General features: G+C 72.7%; 16 protein-coding genes. 14 read left to right on the forward strand and 2 right to left on the reverse strand.

Going from position 1 to position 15,386, the window contains the following annotated elements:
- Window positions 1–38: 38 nt before the first annotated feature.
- The 6 genes from IE274_RS33020 to IE274_RS39785 all read left to right on the forward strand — a co-directional run bounded on the left by IE274_RS33020 (window position 39) and on the right by IE274_RS39785 (window position 6,497).
- The gene (locus IE274_RS33020) at window positions 39–1,214 is read left to right on the forward strand and encodes an acyl-CoA dehydrogenase family protein (protein ID WP_190119608.1); all 1,176 of its coding nucleotides are present in this window, start codon (window positions 39–41) and stop codon (window positions 1,212–1,214) included.
- A 605-nt stretch (window positions 1,215–1,819) separates the two neighbouring features.
- On the forward strand, window positions 1,820–2,656 hold the full coding sequence (locus IE274_RS33025; protein ID WP_190119609.1) for an alpha/beta fold hydrolase: 837 nt from the start codon (window positions 1,820–1,822) through the stop codon (window positions 2,654–2,656).
- 152 nt (window positions 2,657–2,808) lie between these two features.
- Window positions 2,809–4,266, forward strand: a complete 1,458-nt coding sequence (locus IE274_RS33030; RefSeq protein ID WP_190119610.1) for a benzaldehyde dehydrogenase — start codon at window positions 2,809–2,811, stop codon at window positions 4,264–4,266.
- Window positions 4,267–4,412: 146 nt separating this feature from the next.
- Complete coding sequence (locus tag IE274_RS33035; RefSeq protein ID WP_190119611.1) at window positions 4,413–4,988, forward strand: NADPH-dependent FMN reductase; 576 nt, start codon at window positions 4,413–4,415, stop codon at window positions 4,986–4,988.
- Between the two features lie 70 nt (window positions 4,989–5,058).
- Window positions 5,059–5,859, forward strand: coding sequence for an alpha/beta hydrolase family protein (locus IE274_RS33040; protein WP_190119612.1), 801 nt, complete (start codon window positions 5,059–5,061; stop codon window positions 5,857–5,859).
- A 227-nt stretch (window positions 5,860–6,086) separates the two neighbouring features.
- Window positions 6,087–6,497: an OsmC family protein gene (locus IE274_RS39785; protein WP_229909969.1), complete on the forward strand. Its 411-nt coding sequence runs from the start codon at window positions 6,087–6,089 to the stop codon at window positions 6,495–6,497.
- A gap of 206 nt (window positions 6,498–6,703) precedes the next feature.
- On the opposite strand, the gene IE274_RS33050 is transcribed toward IE274_RS39785, so the two are convergent.
- Window positions 6,704–7,318, reverse strand: coding sequence for a TetR/AcrR family transcriptional regulator (locus IE274_RS33050; protein ID WP_190119613.1), 615 nt, complete (start codon window positions 7,316–7,318; stop codon window positions 6,704–6,706).
- A gap of 166 nt (window positions 7,319–7,484) precedes the next feature.
- Between IE274_RS33050 and IE274_RS33055 the strand changes: the two genes are divergently transcribed.
- The 3 genes from IE274_RS33055 to IE274_RS33065 all read left to right on the forward strand — a co-directional run bounded on the left by IE274_RS33055 (window position 7,485) and on the right by IE274_RS33065 (window position 9,635).
- On the forward strand, window positions 7,485–7,967 hold the full coding sequence (locus IE274_RS33055) for a winged helix DNA-binding protein (RefSeq protein ID WP_190119614.1): 483 nt from the start codon (window positions 7,485–7,487) through the stop codon (window positions 7,965–7,967).
- A 100-nt stretch (window positions 7,968–8,067) separates the two neighbouring features.
- On the forward strand, window positions 8,068–8,475 hold the full coding sequence (locus IE274_RS33060) for a YciI family protein (RefSeq protein WP_190119640.1): 408 nt from the start codon (window positions 8,068–8,070) through the stop codon (window positions 8,473–8,475).
- Window positions 8,476–8,495: 20 nt separating this feature from the next.
- Window positions 8,496–9,635: an RNA polymerase sigma factor gene (locus tag IE274_RS33065; protein ID WP_190119641.1), complete on the forward strand. Its 1,140-nt coding sequence runs from the start codon at window positions 8,496–8,498 to the stop codon at window positions 9,633–9,635.
- 6 nt (window positions 9,636–9,641) lie between these two features.
- Here IE274_RS33065 and IE274_RS33070 read toward each other — a convergent pair whose 3' ends face one another.
- A complete protein-coding gene (locus tag IE274_RS33070; RefSeq protein WP_190119615.1) occupies window positions 9,642–11,795 on the reverse strand; it encodes an MMPL family transporter in 2,154 nt (717 codons plus the stop codon).
- A gap of 158 nt (window positions 11,796–11,953) precedes the next feature.
- Here IE274_RS33070 and rpe point away from each other — a divergent pair, with 158 nt between their 5' ends.
- From rpe to IE274_RS33090, 5 genes are all read left to right on the forward strand, one after another.
- Window positions 11,954–12,640, forward strand: coding sequence for a ribulose-phosphate 3-epimerase (gene rpe, locus IE274_RS33075; protein ID WP_190119616.1), 687 nt, complete (start codon window positions 11,954–11,956; stop codon window positions 12,638–12,640).
- Between the two features lie 133 nt (window positions 12,641–12,773).
- The gene (locus tag IE274_RS33080; protein ID WP_190119642.1) at window positions 12,774–13,826 is read left to right on the forward strand and encodes a sugar-binding transcriptional regulator; all 1,053 of its coding nucleotides are present in this window, start codon (window positions 12,774–12,776) and stop codon (window positions 13,824–13,826) included.
- A 193-nt stretch (window positions 13,827–14,019) separates the two neighbouring features.
- The gene (locus IE274_RS33085) at window positions 14,020–14,475 is read left to right on the forward strand and encodes a guanyl-specific ribonuclease (RefSeq protein WP_190119617.1); all 456 of its coding nucleotides are present in this window, start codon (window positions 14,020–14,022) and stop codon (window positions 14,473–14,475) included.
- A 56-nt stretch (window positions 14,476–14,531) separates the two neighbouring features.
- Complete coding sequence (locus IE274_RS40130) at window positions 14,532–14,666, forward strand: hypothetical protein (RefSeq protein ID WP_268255597.1); 135 nt, start codon at window positions 14,532–14,534, stop codon at window positions 14,664–14,666.
- A gap of 110 nt (window positions 14,667–14,776) precedes the next feature.
- A complete protein-coding gene (locus tag IE274_RS33090; protein ID WP_190119618.1) occupies window positions 14,777–15,130 on the forward strand; it encodes a barstar family protein in 354 nt (117 codons plus the stop codon).
- Window positions 15,131–15,386 lie beyond the last annotated feature (256 nt).

A 15,386-nucleotide genomic window follows, 5' to 3' on the forward strand; every position in this document is an offset into this window, starting at 1 on the left:
TGCCCGTGTGCCGCCCCTGTAAGACGAATTGAGGCCCCATGACCAGCTCGCTGCACCGCACCGAAGCGCCCCGGGAAAGTCTGTGGCCAAGGGCGGACCGGATCCGCCTGCAGGCGCAGGCCGCGGCCGCAGACACCGACCGCAGACGGCGTCTGGCGCCGGACGTGGTCGAGGCGCTCCGTGACGCGGGGCTGATGCGGTGCGCAGCGCCCGCCAGTGTCGGGGCCGCGCAGGCCCCGCCCGCCGACGCGCTCGCCGGCGCCGAGACGATTGCCCGGGGCGACGCCGCCACCGGCTGGTGCGTCTCCATCGCCATGGCCACCAGCCTGCTGGCGGCCTATCTGCCGGCCGCCGGCGCAGCCGAGATCTTCGGTGACCCGCGCTCGATCGCGGCCGGCGTGTGGGCGCCGCGGGGCACGGCCCGCCCGGTCGACGGCGGGCTGGTCGTCTCCGGGCGCTGGCCGTTCGCCAGCGGCATCACGCATGCGGACTACTTCTTCGGCGGCTGCCTCGTGGACGACGGCCGAGGCGAGCAAGGCGGCGCCCCGGCGATGCGCACCGTCGGGATCCCGGCCGCACAGCTGCGGATCCTCGACGACACCTGGCAGACGTCCGGACTGCGCGCAACGGGCAGTCACGATGTCGTGGCCGAGGACGTGTTCGTTCCCACCCACCGCACGCTGTCGCTGGCCGACGGTCCGGTGATCGACGCTCCGCTCTACCGGTTCCCCGTCTTCGGCTACTTCGCCCTGGCCATCGCCGCCACGGCCCTGGGCAACGCGCGCGGGGCCATCGACGACCTGCTCGACCTCGCGGGCCGCAAACTCTCCTACGGCGCGCGTCGCACGCTTGGCGAGAAGCCGGTGACACAGACCGCGATCGCCCAGGCAGAAGCCTCCCTGCGGGCCGCACGCGCCCTGTTCTATGCGGCCATCGAGGACGCATGGTGCGCCGCGTCCACCGGCGAGGCGATCGCGATGGACCTGCGCACCGGACTGCGCCTGGCGGCGACACACGCCGCTCGCACGTCCGCGGACGTCGTCCGGTCCATGTACGACCTCGGCGGCGGATCGGCCATCTACGACGGCTCGCCGCTGCAGCGCCGCTTCCGGGACGCGGCCACCGCCACCGCCCACATCCAGGTCAGCCCGGCCACATGGGAGACGACCGGCCGCATGCTGCTCGGCCTCCCCACGGACACGGACCGGCTGTAGGCAACCGTTCCGGCGCAGCCTTCCGGCAGCAGGTGCCATTCCGCTCGGATGCCCGCGTTCGTACTCCGGACCACCGGCCGACCGCGCTGCTGACGCAGGTTGCAGGAGAGCGCGTCCACCACCCGCTCGTGCCGGTTCGGCCCGCGCCGGTACCGGGCGGGGCGCGTTCCCCCGGCGTCCGCCACCACGGTGCCGATCGTCATCCGTGTGCGCCCGTCGGTGGCCAGATGTCCGCGCCCGGTCCGCGGGATCGCCTCGGTGACCGCCGGGTTCCGCGGCCTGCCCACCGGGGATGCGGTGTGCGCGTCTGCGTCCCGGCCCGGTGTCGCGGTCGGCGGGTACCGCCGACGCCCGCCTGGTTCTTGCTGCTCACAGCACGTTCCTTCCTGCCGGTGTGCGCACGGGCCCCGGCGCGGCGCCGGACTCCGCGAGGTTTAGTTTCGACTATTGACTGTAATCAAACTTGTGGTGCATCGTTGTCCCGCCGGACGGCGCGCCACTGGGCGGCCTGGCCGAAAGCCGCCGCCCACCGCCCCTGCTGGGAGCGCGGCATCCGCGCCCGGCGATCCATCCGCGGCCATGCCGCACCCTCACGAAGGAATCTCATGAGCACCGACAAGCACACCGGTCGCACCGCCGCGGTCGTCGGAACGGCCGCAGCCGCGGTCGTCGCCTCCCTCACCTCCCTGGCGCCCTCCGCCGACGCGCAGGACCTGGACGCCGCAAAGCCCAAGCCGACGGTGGTGCTGGTCCACGGCGCTTTCGCCGATGCCTCGGGCTGGACGGAGACCGCAGCCCGGCTGCGCCACCAGGGCTTCAAGGTCCGGGCAGTGGCCAACCCGCTGCGCGGCCTGGACTACGACACGGCGTACCTGCAGGGCCTGCTCAAGGGCATCAAGGGGCCGAAGATCCTCGTCGGCCACTCCTACGGCGGAGCCGTGATCACCAACGCGGCAACCGCCATCCCCGACGTCAAGGCGCTGGTCTACGTTGCCGCCTTCGCGCCGGACAAGGGCGAGACGCTCGGCGGTCTCCTTGAGCAGCACCCGGACCCGAGCGTCCCGCCGCTGCCGCAGCAGGCCTTCCAGTTCACCCGTCCCGACGGCACCACCGGCACCGAAGTCATGCTCGACCCGGCCAAGTTCGCCGACGCGTTCGCCGCCGACGTGCCCGCGAAGACCGCGGCCCTGATGGCCGCCTCCCAGCGGCCCATCGCGGCGGAGGCCTTCGGCCAGCCGGCCAAGCACGCCGCGTGGAAGACCATCCCGTCCTGGGCGCTGGTGGCCAAGAAGGACCACGCGATTGCCCCGAGCCTGGAGCGCTTCATGGCCAAGCGCGCCGATGCCCACATCACCGAGGTCAACAGCTCCCACGCGGTCATGGTCAGCCACCCCGACGTCGTCGGCGACGTGATCAACCGGGCCTACCGCGCCACCCGTTGACCCCCAGCTCCGCGCGGCGGCCCCCCGCAGCTGTGCGGACGGCGCCCGCCCGGCGGTATCCCCCCGAGCCACCGGGCGGGCAGCCCCCTTCTTCCACTCATCTGACGCTGCACACGTCCGCCCTGCGGCGGGCCGAGAAAGTCGAGGAACCCATGTCTTTGTTCGACCCCGCCCTCTGGTCCGGAAAGATCAACATCGACGGCTGGCGGGACGCCTCCGGCGGCAAGACGGCCGTCGTCAACCCCTCCACCGGTGACACCCTGGAGCACATCGGCTCCGCCGACGCGAGCGACATCGCCCGCGCCGCGTCCCGCGCCGCCGAGGTCCAGCGCGCCTGGGCCGCCACCCCGAACACCGAGCGCGCCGCGATACTGCGCCGGGCCGGGGAACTGTTCGCCGCCCACGCTCCTCAGATCCAGGACTGGCTGATCCGCGAGAGCGGCAGCACCCGGGCCCGGGCCGTCTTCGAGACGGACCAGGCGGAGCAGGAGTGCTACGAGGCGGCCGTGCTGTGCTCCCACCCCATCGGCCAGGTCATGCCGTCCGCCGAGCCGCGCCTGAGCATGACCCGCCGGGTGCCCGCCGGGGTCGTCGGTGTCATCTCGCCGTTCAACGTGCCGCTGATCCTGGCGATCCGGTCCGTCGCTCCGGCGCTGGCGCTCGGCAACACCGTGGTCCTCAAGCCGGACCCGCGCACCGCGGTCAGCGGTGGTGTCACCATCATGCGGATCTTCGAGGAAGCGGGCCTGCCTCAGGGCGTGCTCACCTTGGTCCCCGGCGACGGCGCGGCGGGCGCGGCGCTGGTCGATGACCCGCATGTGCGCGTCATTTCCTTCACCGGATCCACCGGGGCCGGGCGTAAGGTCGGCGAGGCGGCGGCCCGCGGCGTGAAGCGCGCCCACCTCGAACTGGGCGGCAACAACCCGATGATCGTGCTGGCCGACGCCGACCTGGACCGCGCCATCTCCACAGTCGCCTGGGGGTCCTTCTTCAACCAGGGCCAGGTCTGCATGGCCACCGGACGCATCCTGGTCCACGCCGACATCGCCGAGGAGTTCACCGCGCGCCTGGTCGCCAAGGCGGAGCAGCTCACCGTCGGTGACCCCGACACTGCCGACGTCGACCTCGGCCCCCTCATCAACGCCCACCAGCGGGACACCATCCACGCCCAGGTCACCGCCAGCATCGCCGCCGGTGCCCGGCTGCTGGCCGGCGGCACCTACGACGACCTCTTCTACCGCCCCACCGTCCTCGTCGACGTGCCCGACGACGCGCCCGCCTACGCGGAGGAGGTCTTCGGCCCCGTCGTACCCGTGCGCACGTTCACCACCCTGGACGAGGCCGCGCAACTGGCCGCCGACGACCCGTACGGCCTCTCGCTGGGCATCCTCACCCGCGACGTCATGACCGGCCTGGAACTGGCCGAGCGCATCCCCAGCGGCCTGGTGCACATCAACGACCAGACCATCAACGACGACGCCCGCATCCCCTTCGGCGGCGTCGGTTGGTCCGGCACCGGCGCCCGCTTCGGCGGCGAGGCCAACATCGACGCCTTCACCGAGACCCGCTGGATCACCGTCCGCAGCTCCCAGCCCGTCTACCCGATCTAACAACAGCCCACCTCGGCCAGCGCGGGCGCCCGCAGCCCTGCGGGCGTACGCCGCCGTGCCCGGCCGGCCCGGCACCGCCTGTGGTGCCGGGCCGGCGCCGACCGTTCTCCCGCCCCGCCCCTGCCTCCTTCGAAGGGCCCTCCGCGATGTCCGACCTGACCTTCCTCGCGATCTCCGGCAGCCTGCGCCGCTCCTCCCACAACACCGGCCTGCTGCGCGCCGTGCAGAACCTCGCGCCCAACGGTGTCACCATCGACCTCTACGAAGGGCTGGGCCGGCTTCCCTTCTTCAACGAGGACCTCGAGGACGGCCCCGAGCCCGCCGCCGTCGCCGACCTGAGCCGACGCGTGCGGGAGGCCGACGGCGTCCTCATCGCCACCCCGGAGTACAACTCGGCCATCCCCGGCGTGCTGATGAACGCCCTGGACTGGCTCTCGCGACCCGCCGGCCGGCACGCCCTGCGCCACAAGCCCGTCGCCGTCCTGGGCGCCTCACCCTCCCAGTTCGGCACCGCCCGCGGCCAGCTGGTCCTGCGGCAGATCCTGCACCGCATCCAGGCCCCGGTCGTGGCCCACCCCGAGGTCACCGTCTTCCAGTCCCACCAGCGCTTCGATGCCGACGGCACCTTCACCGGCGACGCCATCACCGAGAGCCTGCTGCGTGCCCTGCTGGCCGAACTGGCCGTCCTGGCCGACCTCCATGCCCCGGCCCACGCCCTCTGACACCGCCCGATCCCGGGCCCGCCCCAGCCGGGGCCGCACCCGGGCCGAAGAACCCATCCAGGAGGATGTGATGACCGGATCCAGCACGCACCTCACGTTCCCGGGATCCCAGGGCACACCGCTGGCGGCCATCCTTGACCTCCCGGCCCGGCCCCCGGCCGCGTATGCCGTGTTCGCGCACTGCTTCACCTGCGGCAAGGACAGCCACGCCGCCGCCCGGATCGCCAAAGCCCTGACCGCCCACCGCATCGCTGTGCTCCGCTTCGACTTCACCGGCCTGGGCCAGTCCGGCGGCGACTTCGCCAGCAGCACCTTCAGCTCCAATGTCCAAGACCTCGTGCGCGCGGCCGACCACCTGCGCGACCACTACACGGCACCGTCCCTCCTGATCGGGCACTCGCTCGGCGGCGCTGCCGTGCTCGCCGCCACCCACCGCATCCCCGGGGTCCGGGCCGTCGCGACGATCGCCGCTCCGGCCGCGCCCGATCATGTCGTGCACCAATTCGCCCACCACCGGCAGGAGATCGCCCAGCGCGGCGAGGCCGACGTCACCCTGGCGGGCCGGTCGTTCAGCATCCGGCAGCGGTTCATCGACGACCTCCTCGCCCAGCCCCAGGCGACGCGGATCCGCACCCTGGATGCGGCCCTGCTGGTCCTGCACGCCCCGACCGACCAGGTCGTCGACGTCGACAACGCGCGGCAGATCTTCGAAACCGCCCGCCACCCCAAGTCCTACGTCAGCCTGCCCGGCGCCGACCACCTGCTCAGCAACCGCGCCGACGCCCAGTACGCCGCTGCGGTCCTGGCCGCGTGGGCCAGTCGCTACACCCCCGCCCCGGCCGACGCGCCCCGGACCCGGCCCGGGCATTGACGCCTCGGCGTGCCGCCGCACCGACACCGTGCGGCACCACCGGACCGCACACCACCGCCGTATTGATCCCACCGACCTCAGGAGCACAGACATGCCCGAACAGCACACCCCCCCTTGAGCAGGCGGACGCTCCTGCGGCCGGCCCCGGAGACCTGCAGGACGCTCTCGTCACGGTCAGCGAGAACGGAACCGGCCCCTACGGGCAGCTGGTGCGGGCCGGACACCACGTGCTGGCGGCCGACGAGCCGGAGCCGGCCGGCGCGGACAGCGGACCAGGCCCCTACGACCTGCTGCTCGCCGCGCTCGGTGCCTGCACCTCCACGACGGTCCGGATGTACGCCGCCCGCAAGGGCTGGCCCCTCGAAAAGGTCACCGTCTCGCTCCGCAACCGACCACTACGTCGGCAAACCCGCGCCGAACGGCGCCCAGCAGAACCCCATCACCTACTTCAAGTCCCCGCTGGACAACCGGAAGTGCAACTGCGGCTGCGGCAAACCGATCGAACGCGGCGACTTCCTCCCCGGACACGACCAGCGGGCCATCCACGAGCGCATCGCCCGTGTCGGCACCGTGATGGACTTCATCACCTGGTTCGCCCAAACCTGGAAGGCCAAACCTGGAAGGCCGACGCGGACTAGCAGGACGATGCGGCATGAAGAAAGGCCACCGAACTGAGACGGAAACCGCGGGACATCTGATGAGACACCAGCATGAGCGGCAGGTCACCGCGGTCCGAACTGACAATGGCGGCGCGAACCTACAGACCAGTGGGCCGGGGCGTGCCCCGGCCCACTGGTGTGACGGTTGCCGGTCGGCCTGCGCGTCCGACGGTTGGCCGGTCGGTCTACTGGTGTGACAGTCGCCGGTCGGCCTCCTCGGCGGCCCCGATGCCGTCGATCAGTACATCCAGGCCGCCCTTGATGCGGTCCACGTCCCAACCCCGCTCCGTGCGCTGGAAGTCGAACAATCCCGGTGTGTACGCCATGAGGAGCAGATCCGCCAGGTAAGCGGCGTCCGCGCCGGGGGCGAGCTCCGTGACCATGCCGGCGATCTGCTCGTGGTGGCGGCGGAACGGCGCGCTGCGATAGCGCCCCGCCGGTGCGCTCGCCTCGGCCAGGAGCAGCAACTCCCGGTTGTCGTCGACGAGTTCGGCCATGCCGTGCAGAAAGGCGCGCAGCCGGTCGTGCGCCGAGGGGGCCCCGTCCGCGCAGTGCCGCGTGAACGCCTCCTGGAAGCGGGTCTCGTTGTCCTCGATGAGCGCGTAGACGAGCCCCGGCCGGTTGTGGAAGCGCCGGTAGACCGTGCCCACCCCGACCCCGGCCTCCTTGGCCACCGCGTCCAGGGACAGTTCGGTGAAGCCGTCCGCCGCGAGCAGGCGCCGGGCGGCTTCGAGGACGCGGAGGCGGTTGCGGGCGGCGTCGGCGCGCTCGGTGGGCGCGCGCCCTGCGGGGGCGGTCATGCGCAGCAGCGTAGCGGACGTAGCGGAGGCTTCTCCGGTTAACCCTTGATAACCGGAGAGGGCTCCGCTTAGGGTGGTGTCACATCAACCGGAGAACTCTCCGTTTGGTGGCCGGGACTTCACCGCGCCTTGCCCGGCACGCCCTTGCCTCAAGGAGATTCACGCCATGACCGCCGTCTCCCCTTCCGCTCCCACCACTGCTGCCGAGGCCCCTTCCGCCCCCCTCCTCAACGGCCAGATGATCGGCATCACGTACCACGCGATCGCCGCCGTCCGGGATCGGCTCCTCGCCGGTTCGGGTCTGACCTTCCACCAGTCCGTGGCGCTCAAGGCCGTGTCCGACGGGCTCGACCGCGCCGGTGCCGTCGGCTACCTGACCGCGAAGCTCAAGATCGGCGAGGCGGCGGCGCACACCCTGCTCGACGAACTCGCCGGGGCCGGGCTCGTCGACGGCGACCGGCCGTCCCTCACGGACACGGGCCACAGCACCCAGCGCGGCTTCACGGACGCCGTGGCCGAGACGGCCGAGCGGCTGTACGGCGACCTTTCCGAGGCCGACCGCGAGATCGCCGCCAGAGCGCTCGCACACGTCACCACCAGGGCGAACGCCGAACTGGCCGCCCAGGAGGCAACCGGCTCGGCCCGGTGAGTCAAAAAAGTTTCGCGGGTGCTGTCGAGAAGCCGCAACCGGCTCCGTCCCCGGGGTGAACGTGACCACAATGGGTCGCATCAGCACCGAGGAGAACACCATGGCCAAGTACCTGCTTCTGAAGCACTACCGCGGCGCTCCTGCGGCGGTCAACGACGTCCCCATGGACCAGTGGACGCAGGCGGAGATCTCGGCACACATCCAGTACATGCAGGACTTCGCCGACCGCCTGGAGAAGACCGGCGAGTTCGTCGACAGCCAGGCACTCGCCCCCGAGGGGACGTTCGTCCGGTACGACGGCGAGGGCCGCCCGCCCGTCACCGACGGCCCGTTCGCCGAGACCAAGGACCTCATCGCCGGCTGGATGGTGATCGACGTCGACAGCCACGAGCGGGCCCTTGAGCTGGCCGGAGAGCTTTCGGCCGCCCCCGGCGCGGGCGGCAAGCCGATCCACGAGTGGCTGGAGCTGCGCCCGTTCCTGGGCTCGCACCCCACCATCACGGAGTGACCTCACCCGTGCCGTCACCGATGAACGAGGCCCTGATCCGGAGCCTCACGCCGAGCGTCCTCGGCATCCTCGTCCGCCGCGGAGCCGACTTCGCGGCGGCCGAGGACGCCGTGCAGGACGCGCTGGTCGAGGCGGTCCGGATCTGGCCGACCGACGAGCCGCGGGACCCGAAGGGCTGGCTGGTCACCGCGGCCTGGCGCAAGTTCCTGGACGCGACCCGGTCGGACACCGCCCGCCGCCGACGCGAGGACCGCGTCGACGAGGAGCCCCCGCCCGGGCCCGCCGCCGCGGCGGACGACACGCTCCAGCTCTACTTCCTGTGCGCCCACCCGTCCCTGACGCCCTCGTCCGCCGTCGCGCTCACCCTGCGCGCCGTCGGCGGGCTCACCACCCGTCAGATCGCCCAGGCCTACCTGGTGCCCGAGGCGACCATGGCGCAGCGCATCAGCCGCGCCAAGCGCACCGTCTCCGGCGTGCGCCTCGACCGGCCCGGCGACGTCGCCACCGTGCTGCGCGTCCTCTACCTGGTCTTCAACGAGGGCTACTCCGGCGACGTCGACCTCGCCGCCGAGGCCATCCGGCTCACCCGGCAGCTCGCCGCCGCCATCGACCACCCCGAGGTGGCGGGTCTGCTCGCCCTGATGCTGCTCCACCACGCCCGGCGCGCCTCCCGGACCGCGCCCGACGGGAGCCTGGTGCCGCTCGCCGAGCAGGACCGCTCCCGGTGGGACACGGCGTCGATCGCCGAGGGCATCGGGATGCTGCAGGCGGCCCTCGCCCGCGACCGCCTCGGCGAGTTCCAGGCCCAGGCCGCCGTCGCCGCCCTGCACGCCGACGCGCCCGCCGCCGAGGAGACCGACTGGGTGCAGATCGTCGAGTGGTACGACGAGCTGATGCGGCTGACCGACAGCCCGGTGGTCCGCCTCAACCGGGCGGTGGCCGTCGGTGAGGCCGACGGACCGCGCGCCGGGCTCGCGGCGCTCGCGACGGTGCCGGACGCGACTCCCCGCCACGCCGCGGTGGCCGCGTACCTCCACGAGCGGGACGGCGACCTGACGGCGGCGGCCCGGTGGTACGCCGAGGCGGCCCACCGGGCGCCCAACCTCGCCGAGCGGGACTACCTGACGCGGCAGGCCGCCCGGCTCAACGCCCTCCGGTGAGGCCGGTCATGGCCGCTGGTGGGCCTCGTCGCGCGCCAGTGAGTGCGGCCACCAGACCTTCGGGCCCACGTCCAGGAACAGGGACGTGACCAGGACCGAGCGGACGATGAAGGTGTCCAGGAGGACGCCGAGCGCGACCGCGAAGCCGATCTCGACGAACGCCACCATCGGGATCGTGGCGAGGGCGGCGAAGGTGCCCGCGAGGACAAGACCCGCCGAGGTGATGACCGCCCCGGTCGCGGAGAGGCCGGTCAGCACACCGGGGCGGGTGCCCTGGCGGGCCGCCTCCTCGCGGATGCGGGTCGACAGGAAGATGTTGTAGTCGATGCCCAGCGCCACCAGGAAGACGAAGACGAACAGCGGGAAGTCCGTGGACTCGCCCGGGAAGTCGAAGACGTGGCGGAACACCAGCGCGCTGATGCCGAGGGCCGCCGAGAACGACAGGATCACCGTCGCGATCAGCAGCAGCGGGGCGATGACGGCACGCAGCAGGGCGGCGAGGATCAGCAGCACCACCAGCAGGACGAGCGGGATGACCAGCTTGTCGTCGCGGATGGTCGCCTTGTCCATGTCGAGCAGCGTCGCCGTGCCGCCGCCGACGTGCGCGTCCGCGTCCGGCACGGCGTGCACCGCGTCCCGGACCCGCTCCACGGTGTCCTTGGCCGCCTTGCCGTCGGCCGGATCGGTGAGGATCGCCTCGACGAGGACCTTGCCGTCGTACTCGGCCTTGGTGCCCGGGGGCACCGAGACGCTGCCCTGCTGCACACCGCGGGTGTCCTGGACGGCGCGGCTGACCTCGTCGGCGCGCGCCTTGTCCGCGATGACGACCATCGGGTCGCCGGTGCCCGCGGGGAAGTAGTCGGCCTTGACCTCCTGGCCCGTGACCGAGTCCGGCTTGTCGATGAAGGAGTCCTCGTTGCTGACCCCGGCCGCGCGGAGCTGGAGCAGGCCGAGGGCGAGTGCCGCGAGGGCCAGCGAAGTGACGATCCAGGTCTTCCGGGGCCGGACGGCGATCCGGCGGCCCATGCGCGCCCACAGGCCCTGCTCGGCCGGGTCGTCGCTGCCGTAGTGCGGGACCAGCGGCCAGAACAGCCAGCGGCCGCAGACCACGAGCACCGCCGGGAACAGCGACAGCATCGCGAGCACCGCGACCGCGACGCCGATCGCCGCGACGGGGCCGAGCCCGCGGGTGGAGTTCATCTCGGCGGCCAGCAGCACCAGCATGCTCAGGACGACGGTCGCACCGGACGCGAGCACGGCGGGTCCCGCCCGGTGCAGGGCGAGGGCCATCGCCTCGTGCCGGTCCTCGTGGCGGCGCAGCTCCTCTCTGTACCGGGCGACGAGCAGCAGCGCGTAGTCCGTGCCCGCGCCGAAGACGAGGACGGTGAGGATGCCCGCGCTCTGGCCGTTGACGGTCAGGTCCGCGTGCTCGGCGAGCAGATAGATCAGCGCCTGCGCCGCGTACAGCGACACGAACACCGAGAGCAGCGGGGCGAACAGCAGGATCGGGCTGCGATAGGTGATCAGCAGGGCCACCACGACGACCGCGCCCGCCGTGAGCAGCAGCGTCGAGTCGATCTCCCCGAAGGCCTCGGACAGGTCGGCGGAGACCCCGGCGGGCCCGGTGACGTACACCTCCAGGCCGTCCTCGCCGTCGCCCACCTTGCTCTTGACGTCGTCGACGGCTTCCGGCAGGTCGTTCCAGAGGTCGTTGTCCATCGTCAGCGGCACGTACACCTGCGCCGCCCGGGCCCTGGCGCCGGGTTTGTCGAAGGTCGGGCCGCGGGTCTCGTCGCCGCGGATCCAGTGCGAGCGCAACTGCTTGACCTCGCTCACACCGTCCGCGATCCGCGCCCGGTCCCGCGCCGTCAGCGGACCGTCCTCGCGGGCGAACAGGATCACCATCGGCATGGTCTCGGGCCGGAACCCCTCGGAGGTGTCCAGGACCCGGGTGGACTCCGCGGACCGCGGCACCCAGGACGACGCCGTGTTGTCCTGCTTGTCGGCGAGTTTCGAGGCCAGCGGCGCGGCGAGGACCAGGACGATCAGCCAGAACACCAGGACCAGCCACTTGGCGCGTGGCCCGCAGATCAGCCAGGCGACTCCCTGGCGTTCCTGGCGCTCGTTGTCGGACCGGGTCCCAGACCGAGACTTGGGCATGGTTGTCCCCCTGCCGTCCCACGCGCTGCCGGTGGACGGACAGCATGGCACGCGGTGCGCGGGCCGGGGGAGGTTGCTTTCACACCCGGTGCGCGCCCCTCGGTGACCTTGGCGGGACCGGCGAGGGCAACCGCCGCCCGGCATGGCAGTCTTGGGGCATGGCCGTGCAGATCAACCCCAGCATCCTCTCCGCCGACTTCGCCCGCCTCGCCGACGAGGCGCGCGCCGTTCAGGGCGCAGATTGGCTCCATGTCGACGTCATGGACAACCACTTCGTACCGAACCTCACGCTCGGGGTGCCGATCGTAGAGTCTTTGGCGCGGGCGACGGACACGCCCCTGGACTGCCATCTGATGATGACGGACCCCGATCGCTGGGCCCCGCAGTACGTCGAAGCGGGCGCCGGATCCGTCACCTTCCACGCCGAGGCGGCCGCGGCGCCCGTGCGGCTCGCGCGCGAGATCCGCGCCAAGGGCGCCCGCGCGTCCATGGCGCTGAAGCCCGCGACGCCCATCGAGCCGTACGAGGACCTGCTGCCCGAGCTGGACATGCTCCTGATCATGACCGTCGAGCCCGGCTTCGGCGGCCAGGCCTTCCTCGACATCATGCTGCCCAAGATCCGCCGCACCCGTGAGCTCATCAGCAAGCACGGACTCGAACTGTGGCTGCAGGTCGACGGCGGCGTCTCCACCGCCACCATCGAGCGCTGCGCCGAGGCCGGCGCGGACGTCTTCGTCGCGGGCTCGGCGGTGTACGGCGCCGAGGACCCGGCCGCGGCGGTACGTGCACTGCGCACCCAGGCCGAGGAGGCCACCGGGACCGCCGGGTGGGCGTGCGCCCACTGAGGCGCACGGCGGCCGCGACGGCGCCCCCGCTCGGCCGACGGCTTGGCCACGGGAACGTGAACGCGGCCCATCAGGGCTGATCAAGTACGCCGGATCTGCAAGGATGAACAGCGAATCCAGGTGTACGTATGTGGTGAACAGCAGTGAGGAGAGCGCCGTGTCGGCCATGTCGGCGGGTCGGTCAGCCATGCGGATGGGACCCGCGGAGCTGGTGCAGGCGGCGGCCATGGCCCGCCGTTTCTATCTCGAGGGCAAATCCAAGATCCAGATCGCCGAGGAGTTCGGCGTCAGCCGCTTCAAGGTGGCGCGGGTCCTGGAGACGGCTCTCGAACGAGATCTCGTACGGATCGAGATCCGCGTGCCCGCGGAGCTGGACGCCGAGCGCTCCGACGCGCTCCGCGCCCGCTACGGCCTGCGGCACGCCGTCGTCGTCGAGTCCCCGGCCGCGACCGAGGACATCGACGACTCCCCGGACCCGGAGAACCTCGGCGAGGTCGCGGCCGGACTCCTGGGCGAGCTGGTCAACGAGGGCGATGTGCTCGGCCTCGCCTGGGGACGCTCGACCATCAACATGGCAGCCGCGCTCGACGCGCTGCCGCCCTGCACGGTCGTGCAGCTGACGGGCGTGTACGACGCCGGGACCGCCGAGCGCGGCTCGGTGGAGGCGGTCCGGCGGGCCGCGCAGGTCTCCGGGGGCGACGCCCACCCGATCTACGCCCCGATGCTGCTTCCGGACGCGGCGACCGCCGCCGCGCTGCGCCACCAGACGGGGATCGCGCGGGCCTTCGAGTACTTCGACAAGGTCACCGTCGCGGCCGTGTCCATCGGCTCCTGGGAGCCCGGCATCTCCACGGTCCACGACATGCTCACCGACGAGGAGCGCGCGCACTACGCCTCGCTCGGCGTCGCCGCCGAGATGTCGGCGCACCTCTTCGACGCCGAGGGCCGCAGGGTCGGGCGCGATCTGGGCGAGCGCTGCATCACCGTCGAGGCGGACCGGCTGCGCCGCATCCCCGAGGTCGTCGCGATCGCCGGGGGCCAGCGCAAGGCCGCCGCGATCGACGCGGTGCTGCGGTCGGGGCTCGTCACGAGCCTCGTCACGGACACGGCGGCCGCGGACCAGCTCCTGATCGCCGGGTCGGCGCCGCGACCGGCGTTGGACCGGGCGGATCCGGACGGGGAGTAGCGGGTTCTGCCTGCGCGGCGCGTGGGGCGTGCGGGGCAGGAGCGGCCGGGGGCCGGGGGTCGGGAGTTTCGGGGGCAGTCGGGGGCTGATCGTGGGGGAGTGACCGCCGGGGCCGGGAGGCGTCGGCGGGGATGGTGACCGGCGCGTGGACGTCGGCGCGCGCCGGTGCGCGGAAGCTGGCAGCATCGGCCTCATGATCTTCCGGGCCTCCGGCCGTCCGCTGAGCGCGCTGCTGAGCGCGCTCCTGTTCTGCCTCGCGGTGCTGGTGGCGGGCTGCGGTACGGACGGGGCGGACACCCCCGACCGGCAGCGTGCCGCCGACCGGCGCGGCAGTCCGGACCACGCGGCCGCGACCCCCGCGTGGGCGCGCGGCATGGAGACCGTCGAGGTCGCCCGACTCCCCGCCGAGGCACGGCGGACGCTGCGCCTCATCGACGACGGCGGGCCCTTCCCGTACGAGAAGGACGGCAGCGTCTTCGGCAACTTCGAGGGCGAACTGCCCCGGCACGCACGCGGCTACTACCGCGAGTACACCGTCCCCACGCCCGGCGCCCGCAACCGCGGCGCCCGCCGCGTCGTCACCGGCCGCGAGCACGAGACGTACTACACGGACGACCACTACGCGTCGTTCAAGGCGGTGCTGCGATGAGGGAGATGGCGGCGCTACGGGGAGTGGGGGCACGTGGGGCGGGAAGGCGAGGCGGCATGGTGACGAAGTCGGCGGGAGTGGTGGACGTGGTCAGTCCGGTGGGCTTTCCGGGCTTTTCTGGCTTTTCTGGTGTACCGGGCTTTCCGGCTGTGCCGGGCTTTCCGGGCGTGCTGAGGGAGGCGAAGGCGTGACGGCGGCGGATGGTGCGGAGCGGGCCCACGCAGACGGCGCGGATGGCGTGGGTGGCGCTGACGGCGCTGGCGGCACGGACGGGCCGGGCGCGGGCGGGCCGCTCGCACCCATGCCCGCGTCCGTGCTCGACGCCGTGCGCGGCAGCGGCTGGGCCACGCTCGCACTCGATCTGGACGGCGTGCTCGACAAGGCCGCGTTCATGGACCGGTGCGCCGAGGCGCTGTCGCTGCCGGACTGGTTCGGGCGCAACTGGGACGCGCTCGCCGACTGCCTCACCGACCTGTCGTGGGCGCCCGACGCCCCGGGGCGGCTGCTCGTCGTCTCCGGGTGGCGGGAGTACGCCGAGGCGGCGCCGGGGGACTGGGCCGTCGCGCAGGAGGTGTTCGCCGACGCGGTGACGTACTGGAGCGGTCGCGAGCGGGGCCTGGAGGTCGTGCTCGTCGTGGGCCCGCTGGCGGACTGAGGGGCATGGGCTCGAAGGCCGGGCGCGCGGTTCCGGGCGCACCGCTCGGCCACGGGACCCCCATGCACCGCTCGGCCGCGGAACCCGCACGCACCGCTCGGCCACGGGACCCCCACGCACCGCTCGGCCGCGGAACCCGCACGCACCGCTCGGCCGCGGAACCCGCACGCACCGCTGGGCCACGGAACCCGCACGCACCGCTGGGCCACGGAACCCGCACGCACCGCGCGCCCACCGCAGCGGAGCGTGCCCGGCT

Source organism: Streptomyces flavofungini, assembly GCF_014650815.1.
GTDB lineage: Bacteria > Actinomycetota > Actinomycetes > Streptomycetales > Streptomycetaceae > Streptomyces > Streptomyces flavofungini.